Source organism: Mycobacterium sp. (genome assembly GCF_050701675.1).
GTDB lineage: Bacteria > Actinomycetota > Actinomycetes > Mycobacteriales > Mycobacteriaceae > Mycobacterium.
Map to the genome: position 1 here is coordinate 1 of NZ_JBOGDD010000271.1, position 10,529 is coordinate 10,529.

10 protein-coding genes and 2 tRNA genes are annotated in these 10,529 nt (G+C 67.4%); 4 read left to right on the top strand and 8 right to left on the bottom strand.

Annotation, left to right across the window (positions count from 1 at the left end; genetic code table 11):
- Window positions 1-882: 8-oxo-(d)GTP phosphatase MutT1 (gene mutT1 / locus ACRDUX_RS07795; protein WP_526412614.1), on the top strand; the 882-nt coding region annotated here is incomplete at its 5' end.
- 75 nt (window positions 883-957) lie between these two features.
- Here the strand turns inward: mutT1 and ACRDUX_RS07800 are convergent.
- From ACRDUX_RS07800 to leuC, 3 genes are all read right to left on the bottom strand, one after another.
- Window positions 958-1,605: an HU family DNA-binding protein gene (locus ACRDUX_RS07800; protein WP_526412616.1), complete on the bottom strand. Its 648-nt coding sequence runs from the start codon at window positions 1,603-1,605 to the stop codon at window positions 958-960.
- Window positions 1,606-1,807: 202 nt separating this feature from the next.
- A complete protein-coding gene (gene leuD / locus ACRDUX_RS07805; protein WP_526412618.1) occupies window positions 1,808-2,401 on the bottom strand; it encodes a 3-isopropylmalate dehydratase small subunit in 594 nt (197 codons plus the stop codon).
- 9 nt (window positions 2,402-2,410) lie between these two features.
- Complete coding sequence (leuC, locus tag ACRDUX_RS07810; protein ID WP_526412620.1) at window positions 2,411-3,844, bottom strand: 3-isopropylmalate dehydratase large subunit; 1,434 nt, start codon at window positions 3,842-3,844, stop codon at window positions 2,411-2,413.
- A gap of 114 nt (window positions 3,845-3,958) precedes the next feature.
- Here leuC and ACRDUX_RS07815 point away from each other — a divergent pair, with 114 nt between their 5' ends.
- Window positions 3,959-4,660 carry an IclR family transcriptional regulator gene (locus tag ACRDUX_RS07815; protein ID WP_526412622.1) on the top strand — a complete coding sequence of 234 codons (702 nt, stop codon included), beginning with the start codon at window positions 3,959-3,961 and terminating at the stop codon, window positions 4,658-4,660.
- A 77-nt stretch (window positions 4,661-4,737) separates the two neighbouring features.
- On the opposite strand, the gene ACRDUX_RS07820 is transcribed toward ACRDUX_RS07815, so the two are convergent.
- From ACRDUX_RS07820 to ACRDUX_RS07835, 4 genes are all read right to left on the bottom strand, one after another.
- Window positions 4,738-4,810 (bottom strand) — tRNA-Glu (locus ACRDUX_RS07820).
- Window positions 4,811-4,882: 72 nt separating this feature from the next.
- Window positions 4,883-4,957: transfer RNA gene (locus tag ACRDUX_RS07825), tRNA-Gln, on the bottom strand.
- 116 nt (window positions 4,958-5,073) lie between these two features.
- Window positions 5,074-6,546 (bottom strand): glutamate--tRNA ligase, encoded by a 1,473-nt coding sequence (gene gltX, locus ACRDUX_RS07830; RefSeq protein WP_526412624.1) that lies wholly within the window; start codon window positions 6,544-6,546, stop codon window positions 5,074-5,076.
- A complete protein-coding gene (locus ACRDUX_RS07835) occupies window positions 6,543-7,322 on the bottom strand; it encodes a fumarylacetoacetate hydrolase family protein (protein ID WP_526412626.1) in 780 nt (259 codons plus the stop codon). Before ACRDUX_RS07835 ends, gltX begins: the two co-directional genes overlap by 4 nt.
- 142 nt (window positions 7,323-7,464) lie before the next feature.
- Between ACRDUX_RS07835 and ACRDUX_RS07840 the strand changes: the two genes are divergently transcribed.
- Window positions 7,465-8,658, top strand: a complete 1,194-nt coding sequence (locus ACRDUX_RS07840; protein ID WP_526412632.1) for an MFS transporter — start codon at window positions 7,465-7,467, stop codon at window positions 8,656-8,658.
- Between the two features lie 66 nt (window positions 8,659-8,724).
- Window positions 8,725-9,972 (top strand): amidohydrolase family protein, encoded by a 1,248-nt coding sequence (locus tag ACRDUX_RS07845; RefSeq protein ID WP_526412628.1) that lies wholly within the window; start codon window positions 8,725-8,727, stop codon window positions 9,970-9,972.
- Here the strand turns inward: ACRDUX_RS07845 and ACRDUX_RS07850 are convergent.
- Window positions 9,953-10,529: hypothetical protein (locus ACRDUX_RS07850; RefSeq protein WP_526412630.1), on the bottom strand; the 577-nt coding region annotated here is incomplete at its 5' end. The genes ACRDUX_RS07845 and ACRDUX_RS07850 overlap by 20 nt on opposite strands.

Sequence of the window (10,529 nt, forward strand, 5' to 3'; positions counted from 1 at the left end):
GTACTGTGGCGCGACTCCGAACCGGATGGTGCGGAGGACACGGCCGAGCCGTTGGTCGCGCTCGTTCACCGACCCCGGTACGACGACTGGTCGCTGCCGAAGGGCAAGGTTGACCCCGGCGAGACCGAACCGGTGACCGCGGTTCGGGAGGTGCTCGAAGAGACGGGCTACGCATCGGAGTTGGGCCGCCGGCTCGCCGCGGTGAGGTATCCCATCGAGATCGGCGTGAAACACGTCCGCTATTGGGCGGCCCGCACGCTCGGCGGCGAGTTCTCCCCCAACTCCGAGGTGGACGAACTGGTCTGGCTGTCCACCGGGGACGCGATGAAGCGGCTCCAGTACCCACACGACCGGAAGGTGCTGCGACGCTTCGCCAAACAACCGGCCGACACCGGGACGGTCCTGGTGGTCAGGCACGGCACCGCGGGTAGCAGGGCCAGATACAAGGGCGATGACGACAAGCGGCCGTTGGACAAGCACGGCCGCGCGCAGGCGGAGTCACTGGTCGGCCAGCTCCTGGCGTTCGGCGCCACTGAGGTACACGCGGCTCCCCGCGTGCGGTGCCAGCAGACGGTGGGCCCGCTCGCCGACGAGCTCGGTGTGCTCATCGAGGACGAGCCGACGCTCACCGAGGAGGCGTACTCCGACAGCCACGGCGCGGCGCGAAGGCGCATCCTGGAGATCGCCAGGACCGATGGCACACCTGCGATCTGCACTCAGGGCAAGGTGATCCCCGACCTGATCTCCTGGTGGTGTGATCGCGACGGGGTGCGGCCCGACAAGTCCCGCAACCGCAAGGGCAGCACGTGGGTGCTGTCCCTGGCGGGTGAGCGACTGATCGCCGCCGACCACATCGGCAGCCCGCTGGCGACCGACCGGTAGTTCCGACGAAGACACGCCGTGGATCTGGTTGATCCACGGCGTGCCTTGTACCGGAGTTGAATCCGGCGACTACTGCTACTTGCGACCGCGCTTGGCGGGGGCCTTCTTGGCCGGCGCCTTGGTGGCAGCGGCCTTCTTGGCCGGTGCCTTGGTCGCGGCCTTCTTGGCCGGCGCCTTGGTCGCGGCCTTCTTGGCCGGCGCCTTGGTGGCAGCGACCTTCTTGACGGCAGCCTTCTTCACGGGCGCCGCCTTCTTGACGGCGGCCTTCTTCACGGGCGCCGCCTTCTTGGCGGGCGCCGCCTTCTTGGCCGGCGCCTTGGTGGCGGCGACCTTCTTGGCCGGCGCCTTGGTGGCCGCCTTCTTCACGGCCTTCTTGGCCGCCGCCTTGCGGGCGGGGGCCGCCGTTGCGCCACGCTTCACGGCTGGACCTTCCGATGGGAGACGCTGTGCGCCAGACACAACCGCCTTGAATTGAGCCCCGGGCCGGAAGGCCGGGACCGACGTTGGCTTGACCTTGACCGTCTCTCCGGTGCGCGGGTTGCGCGCAACGCGAGCGGCACGGCGACGCTGCTCGAACACGCCGAAGCCGGTAATGGTGACGCTGTCGCCCTTGTGGACGGCACGCACGATGGTGTCCACGACGTTCTCCACGGCGGCGGTCGCCTGCCGACGATCGGTGCCCAACTTGTCCGTGAGGACGTCGATGAGCTCTGCCTTGTTCATGCAAAACCTCCGAAGCCAGTGGCCCACTCTGAGCCGACTAGTGCCCACGGTAAACCTTCACACCGCTGATTTCCAAGAGCCACGCCCAATTTCAGGGATAGCTGGTGAATTCTCAGCAATCAGGTTGCCCCACACCGGCAGTGGTACGGGGGTCCTAGAACAGACTTGCTGGGGCGCGATTTCGGCCCCCAGCGGCCCGCTGTCAGGTCGCCAGAGTGCGCGGTTTCCAGCTTGGCCTGTGCTCCTCGAACGCCGAGATCTCATCCTGTTTCCGCAGCGTAAGGCCTATATCGTCGAGACCCTCGAGCAACCGCCATGCGGTGTAGTCGTCAATCTTGAACGGCAACAGGACCGTTCCTGCGGCAATGGTCCGATCTCCTAGATTCACAGCGATTTCCAGGCCGGGTTGCTGCTCGATGAGCTTCCAGAGCAGTTCCACGTCGTCCTGTGCGACTTCGGCGGCCAGAAGACCCGACTTCCCCGAATTCCCGCGGAAGATGTCCCCGAACCTCGACGAGATGACGACCCGGAATCCGAAATCCATCAGTGCCCACACCGCGTGCTCACGCGACGAGCCGGTTCCGAAGTCGGGGCCTGCCACCAATACCGAGCCCCTGTCGAACGGCGGGAGGTTCAGCACGAAGGACGGATCGTTGCGCCAGGCCGCGAACAACCCGTCCTCGAAACCCGTTCGGGTGACCCGCTTCAGGTACACCGCCGGGATGATCTGGTCGGTGTCGACGTTCGACCGCCGCAGCGGGACGCCGATTCCGGTGTGGTCGTGGAAGGCTTCCATGGCAATCTCCTAGCGATTCTCGGACAGGTCGGACGGTGAGGACAGGGTGCCGCGAACGGCGGTGGCCGCCGCGACGGCAGGCGAAACCAGGTGGGTACGACCGCCCTTGCCCTGGCGTCCCTCGAAATTTCGGTTCGACGTCGCCGCGCACCGCTCACCGGGTGCGAGCTGATCGGGGTTCATGCCGAGGCACATCGAGCACCCGGCCTGGCGCCACTCCGCCCCCGCGGCGGTGAAGATCTCGCCCAGGCCTTCGGATTCCGCCTGCGCCCGCACTCGCATCGACCCGGGCACCACCAGCATCCGCATCCCCTCGGCGACCTTCCTCCCACGCAGGATGTCCGCGACGACCCTGAGATCCTCGATGCGCCCGTTGGTACACGAACCCACGAAGACGGTGTCGATGGCGATGTCCCGCATAGCGGTGCCCGGCGATAAGTCCATGTAGACCAACGCCTTCTCGGCTGACTGGCGCTCTCCCTCGTCGAACATCAATTCGGGGTCGGGCACCGTGGCGGAGAGCGGCACGCCCTGCCCGGGGTTCGTTCCCCAGGTGACGAACGGGCTGAGCGTCGCCGCGTCGAGGTACACCTCGGAGTCGAATTCGGCGCCCTCGTCGGTGCGCAACCGGGTCCACGCCTCGACGGCGGTATCCCAGTCGGCGCCCGCTGGCGCGTGCGGGCGGCCCCGCAGGTAGTCGAACGTCGTGTCGTCGGGCCCGACCAAGCCCGCGCGCGCGCCTGCCTCGATGCTCATGTTGCAGACCGTCATACGGCCTTCCATGGACAGCGCCTCGATGGCGCTGCCGCGATACTCGATCACGTAGCCCTGGCCACCGCCGGTGCCGATCTTCGCGATCACCGCAAGGATGATGTCCTTCGCGCTGGTGCCTGGCGGCAGCACACCGTCGACGTTGACGGCCATCGTCTTGAAGGGGCGCAGCGGCAGCGTCTGCGTGGCGAGCACGTGCTCGACCTCCGAGGTGCCGATACCCATTGCGAGCGCACCGAACGCGCCGTGCGTCGAGGTGTGACTGTCACCGCACACCACCGTGGTACCCGGCTGGGTGAGCCCGAGCTGCGGGCCGATGATGTGGACGATGCCCTGCTCGACGTCGCCCATCGGGTACAGGCGCACGCCGAATTCGGCGCAGTTGCGGCGCAACGTCTCGACCTGGGTGCGCGACACGGGATCCGCGATCGGCTTGTCGATGTCGATCGTCGGGACGTTGTGGTCCTCGGTGGCGATGGTCAGATCCGTTCGCCGAACGGTCCGTCCGGCCAACCGCAGTCCGTCGAACGCCTGCGGGCTGGTGACCTCGTGTACGAGGTGCAGGTCGATGTAGATGAGGTCGGGTTCGCGCGCCGCTCCCTCTCCGGAGCCGGCGACCACGACGTGGTCGGCCCATACCTTCTCTGCCATGGTGCGTGGGGTGTCAGTCATGAGCTTGTTCACTCCTTGGAGTTTTCCGTCGGGGGGTTCATTCCCCTGGCGATCCGCAGAGGGCGCTGCGGATATCGCGCTGTGTCTCAGCATGCGGGACGCTAGTATCTCCCTATGAGACAGGATAGCGGTATCGGCGTGCTCGACAAAGCCGTGGGCGTGCTTCATATCGTGGCCGAGTCACCCTGCGGTCTCGCCGAATTGTGCGACCGCACTGGCCTGCCTCGCGCCACCGCGCACCGCCTGGCCGCTGGGCTGGAAGTACACCGTCTCCTGGCCAGGGACGCCGACGGCCGGTGGCGCCTCGGTCCTGCATTGAACGAGTTGGCCGGCCAGGTCAACGATCCCCTGCTGGCCGCGAGCGCGGCGGTGCTGCCCCGCCTGCGCGAAATCACCGGGGAGAGCGTGCAACTGTATCGACGGGAGGGCACGTCGAGGGTGTGCGTGGTGGCGCTCGAACCGCCGGCGGGATTGCGTGACACCGTGCCCGTGGGGACTCGTCTGCCGATGACCGCCGGATCGGGCGCCAAGGTCCTGCTGGCCTACAGCGACACCGCGACCCAGCAGACCGTGCTCCCAGCGGCCACGTTCACCGACCGCACGCTGACCGAGGTGCGCAAGCGCGGCTGGGCACAGAGTGTGGCCGAGCGGGAACCGGGCGTGGCCAGTATCTCGGCGCCGGTGCGCGACGCACGGGGCGCGGTGATCGCCGCAGTGTCCGTGTCGGGCCCGATCGATCGAATGGGCCGCAGGCCCGGCGCGCGGTGGGCAGCGGACCTGCTCGCGGCCGCCGAGGCGCTGACCCGTCGCCTGTAGCGCCAGCCGCGACGGCGGGTAGCACGCCTCAGAACGCAAAAGGCGCCCGTCTCGACGACGGGCGCTCTTGGCGTTTGTACCCCCGATGGGATTCGAACCCACGCTACCGCCGTGAGAGGGCGGCGTCCTAGGCCGCTAGACGACGGGGGCTAGAACTTGTTCCGGTGGGACAGCATAGCTCAGGGGAGAATGCTGGCCTAATCACTTGAACGTGACTCAGATTGGCTGGGGTACCAGGACTCGAACCTAGAATGGCGGTACCAGAAACCGCTGTGTTGCCAATTACACCATACCCCATCGACCACCTATAACCGCTGGTCACAGACGTCGTGCGGACCGAACGCGAGCTGAAGCGATTCAACGCGCGCATTCACCGGCCGACGAGCACACTACCAAAGATTTCAGTGCCCAATTCACGCCCCGACGGCGGCGTGGTCGCGTCCTTCGCGGAGCCTGCCGAGACTGCGGTCCCGGCCGAGCAGTTCCAGCGACTCGAACAACGGCGGGCTGACGGACGCCCCGGTGACCGCCACGCGGATCGGGCCGAAGGCCTTGCGCGGCTTGAGCTCGAGATTCTCCAGCAGCGCCGTCTTCAGTGCCGCTTCGATGACCGGGGTGGTCCACTCGCCCACCGCCTCCAGCGCGGCGAGCGCGGCGTCGAGCACGGGCACCGCCTCTGGGCGAAGCTCCTTGGCCGCGGACTTCTCGTCGAGCGCGTAGGAGCCCTCGTCGAGGAACCGCAGCAGGTCCCACGCGTCGCCGAGGACGACGACGCGCGTCTGCACCAGTCCTGCCGCCACGGCGAAGCCCTCAGCGTCGAGGCCGGTGTCGTGGCCGTGCTCGTGAAAGTAGGCGCGCAGCCGGGCGGTGAAGTCTTCGGCGCCGAGCAGCCGGATGTGCTCGGCGTTGATCGCATCGGCCTTCTTCTGATCGAAGTGGGCGGGGTTGGAGTTGACGTCCTTGACGTCGAACGCGGCCACCATCTCGTCGAGGCTGAACAGGTCGTGGTCGTCGGCGATGCCCCAGCCCAGCAGCGCCAGATAGTTCAGCAGCCCTTCTGGGATGAACCCGCGGTCGCGGTGCAGGAACAGGTTCGACTGCGGGTCGCGCTTGGACAGCTTCTTGTTGCCGTCACCGAGAACGCTTGGCAGGTGCGCGAACTCGGGAACCCGTTCGGCGACCCCGATGCGCATCAGTGCCAGGTACAGCGCGATTTGCCGGGGCGTCGACGGCAGGATGTCCTCGCCGCGAAGCACGTGGGTGATCTTCATGAGCGCGTCGTCGACGGGATTGACCAAGGTGTACAACGGATCCCCGCTGCCCCTGGTGATGGCGAAGTCGGGCACGGTACCGGCGGCGAACGTCGTCGGGCCGCGGACCAGGTCGTTCCAGGTGATGTCCTCGTCGGGCATCCGAAGCCGCAGCACGGGGTTGCGCCCGTCTGCGGCGAACTGCGCACGCTGGGCATCGGTGAGGGTGCGGTCGTAATTGTCGTAGCCCAGCTTCGGGTTTCGGCCTGCGGCGACGTGGCGGGCCTCGACCTCCTCAGCCGTCGAATACGCCTCGTACACCTCCCCCGCTTCGCGAAGTCGGGCCACGACGTCGCGGTAGATCTCACCGCGCTCGGACTGCCGGTAGGGCGCGTACGGCCCGCCCAGCTCCGGCCCCTCGTCCCAGTCCAGCCCCAGCCAGCGCAGCGCATCCAGGATGGCGGCGTAGCTCTCCGCGCTGTCACGCGCGGCGTCGGTGTCCTCGATCCGGAACACGAACGTGCCGCCGGTGTGGCGCGCGTAGGCCCAGTTGAACAGGGCCGTCCGCACCAGTCCCACGTGGGGGGTGCCCGTGGGTGACGGGCAGAACCGGACCCTGACCTTTCCGTCGGTCATGACTTTCCTTTTCGCACAACGGGATTGGACAGCGTTCCGATTCCCTCGATGGTGATGCTCACCGTGTCGCCGTCCTCTATGGGGCCGACGCCCTCCGGCGTCCCGGTGAGTATCAGGTCGCCCGGCAGCAGCGTCATCACGGCCGAGACCCACTCGATGATCGCGCCGATGTCGTGAATCATCAGCGAGGTTCGGCTGTGCTGGCGCACCTGACCGTTGACCTCGGTGCGCAGATCCAGGTCGAAGGGATTGACCTCGGTGTCGATCCACGGGCCGACCGGACAGAACGTGTCGTGGCCCTTGGCCCGCATCCACTGACCGTCCTGCTTCTGCTGATCGCGCGCGGAGACGTCGTTGGCGATGGTGTAGCCGAGGATGTTCTCCGCGGCCTTCGACGCGGGCACGTCCTTGCACGGCCTGCCGATGACCGCCGCCAGCTCCCCCTCGTGATGAACGGGATGGGCGTCCGCAGGAAGCTGGATCGCCACGTTGGGCCCGATGATCGCGGTGTTGGGCTTGAGGAAGATCACCGGATCCTCTGGTGCCTCGCCGCCCATCTCGGCCGCGTGGGCCGCGTAGTTCTTGCCCATGCAGACGACCTTGCTGGCCAAGATCGGCGCAAGCAGCCGAACGTCGGCAAGTGGCCACGATCGGCCCGTGAAGGTGGGGGTACCGAAGGGGTGTTCGGCGATCTCGCGAACGATCGCGTCTGCTGGGTCACCCTCGATGCTGACGAAGGCGACCCCATCTGGGCTGGCAATTCGACCGAGGCGCATTTTTCACAGCCTAGTGAGGCGCGAATACCCGACGCAGAAACGGGGTCGAGTCGGCCGCGAACACGATGACGAAATTCATCGCTATCTCATATGTTGGAAATCAGATTTAACATGTTGGGAAGTGCGTGCCAACATGATCGTCATGGACATCTCGACGATCGGCACCGTGCGCCGGTGGTCGATGTTGGTGATCGCACTCACCGCGACCCTGTGCGCGAACGTGTTCATCAACGGTGTGGCCTTCCTCATTCCCACCCTGCACACCGAGCTCGGCCTCGATCTGGCCGAGGCCGGGCTGATCTCGGCGTTGCCGAGCTTCGGAATGGTCACGACGCTCATCGCCTGGGGTTATCTGGTCGACAGGTTCGGCGAACGCCTGGTGCTGACCGTCGGTTCGGCGCTCACCGCCGCGGCAGCATTTGCCGCGGCGTCGATGGACTCGCTCGTCTGGATCGGTTTCTTTCTGTTCCTCGGCGGCATGGCCGCCGCGAGCAGCAACTCCGCGAGCGGCCGTCTGGTAGTCGGGTGGTTCCCTCCGCAGCAGCGCGGACTGGTGATGGGAATCCGCCAGACCGCGACGCCTCTGGGGGTCGGCCTTGGCGCGTTGGTGATTCCCCAACTGGCCCAGACCAAGGGCGTGACCGCGGCCCTGCTGTTCCCGGCCATCGCCTGCGCCTTCGCCGCCGTCATCAGCGCCGTCGGCGTGCTCGATCCACCACGACCACCGCGTGCGGAGGCACACGCCGATACCCTCGCGAACCCCTATCGCGGATCGTCGACACTGTGGCGGATCCATGCCGTCTCGGTGCTTCTCGTCGCGCCACAGAGCCTGGTCTGGACGTTCACCCTGGTGTGGCTCATGACCGACCGCGGCTGGCCAGCGGTGTCCGCGGGCGCGCTGGTCACCATCGCCCAGATCCTCGGCGCGGCAGGGAGGATCGCTGCAGGTCGGTGGTCCGACAAGACCGGATCTCGACTGCAACCGATCCGGACCATCGCCATCGGAGCATCCGTGGCGATGGGGCTTCTCGCCATCACGGACCTGATGCACTCACCGCTGTCCGTCGCGCTGATCGTGATCGCATCGGTCGTCACCGTCTCCGACAACGGTCTGGCCTTCACCGCGATCGCCGAGATCGCGGGTCCGTTCTGGAGCGGCCGCGCCCTCGGGACGCAGAACACCAGTCAGCTCTTCACCACGGGCATCGTCCCGCCGGTGTTCGGCGCATTGATCACCGCGGCCGGCTTTCCGCTCGCCTTCGCAGTGTGCGCCCTGTTCCCCCTGCTGGCGCTGCCGTTGGTGCCGGTCGACGCCGATCCACTCCGCAACCCGTAGTCACGGATCTCGGAGTAGACGCCGGCCTCTTGTCAGAATCGACTCGAGCTGCTTTGGTCGGACCCGATGACACACCTCCTGCTCCACAACGCCACGCTCATCGACGGGACCGGCGCCGCCCCGGTACCGTCCGCCGCCGTCCTGGTGCAGGACGGCAAGATCACCTGGGCAGGCGCCGAGAAGGACCTGCCCCCTGCAATCGGTGACCCACCAACGCGGGTCGACCTGGCGGGTAACACGATCTGCCCGGGCTTCTTCGACTGTCACGTCCACTTCGGCCTGCCCGGCGCGGGTGGGCTTCCACTGGACCGGATCCTGCATCCGTTGTCCTACCACCACTTTCAGCTGATCGATCGATTACGCGTCACGCTGCACAACGGGGTTACGACGGCGCGCGACCTCATGGGCGTCGACGCCGGTGTGCGCGAGGCCGTCGCCGACGGCTTGATCCCGGGCCCGCGGTTGTTGGTGGCGATCAACATGATGAGCCAGACCTCCGGACACGCCGACTTCCGCCTCCCTTCCGGCATCGACCTGACGCCGTTCGTCGGCGGCTCGCTGGTCGACAGCGTCGACGAGGCCCGCCACCGCACCCGCGACCTCATCGCCGCGGGCGCGGACGTCATCAAGGTGGCCTCCAGCGGTGGCATCGCCTCGCCGAGTGATCAGCCGGAATGGCTCGGCATGCGCGAGGAGATGATCGCCGCCGTCGTCGCCGAGGCCGCGGCGTACGGCAACAAGCGCGTCGCCGCCCACGCCATCGGCCGCGCAGGCATCGAGGCCGCCGTCGAGGCTGGCGTCACGAGTATCGAACACGGCTATCAACTCGACGACGCGCTGCGCAAGCGGATGGTGGACCAGGGGACCTTCCTGGTCCCCACCCTTCTCGAGACGATGGCTGCCGTGACCGTGTCACCCGCCGCGCGCGAGAAGAGCGACCGCTGGCACCGGATGGCTCATGACGCCGTGGGAGCCTCGGCCGCCGCGGGCATCAAGATCGCCCTCGGCACCGACGCCGGACTGGGTCCGAACCACGGGACCAATCTGCAGGAGCTCGGCCTCCTGGTTCGGTTCGGTGGGCTCACGCCCATGCAGGCCATCGTCGCAGGCACGCGGACGTCGGCCGAACTGTGCGGTCTGCAAGACGAACTCGGCACAATCGAGACGGGCAAGATCGCGGACGTCGTCGTCGTGCGCGGCGACCCGCTTGCCGACATCGATGCGATCGGCACGCCCGATGGCATCCTGCTGGTGCTCAAGGACGGCGTGGTCGCCAAGGACCGCGGCGGCTTCCTCACCCCGTCTGGCGGCTGACCGCCGCAGATCTGGGCAGCACGATCAGCGCGGCGGCCAGGAAGCAAAGGGCGCCGATGAAGGTGCCCACGTTCGCGAGCCCCTCGTCCGCGTCGGTACCCGTCTTGTAGACGAACGCCCCGACCGCGCTGGCGCCGAATGCGAGGCAGCCGATCATGTTGACCCACTGGGCTTGCCAGTCGCGCGACCTTGGCACCCAGTACCCGACCTGCGCCGACACGGCGACGATGCCGAGCGCCGCGCTGGCGAGGAACGCGAACGAGCCGGTCGCGTCGGGCGCCCACACGAGCCTGCGTTCGGCGAACACCGCATGCGCCCACACCGACGCACCGGTACTGACGTTGAACAACACGGTTCCCGCAAACTGCGTTGCAGCCGAGAGCCAATCGATGCTGCCCTCCGGGCCCGAGCGCACCAGTTGGACCCAGGCCGCACTGGTGAAGAACCACGAGCCGACGAAGCAGGCCACGTTGGCCGCCCCAGCGCCGGCGAGGGCCGAGAAGCCGGGCGCGGTGGCGAGCGCGAAACAGGCCGATCCGATGACGAACAGCCAGCAC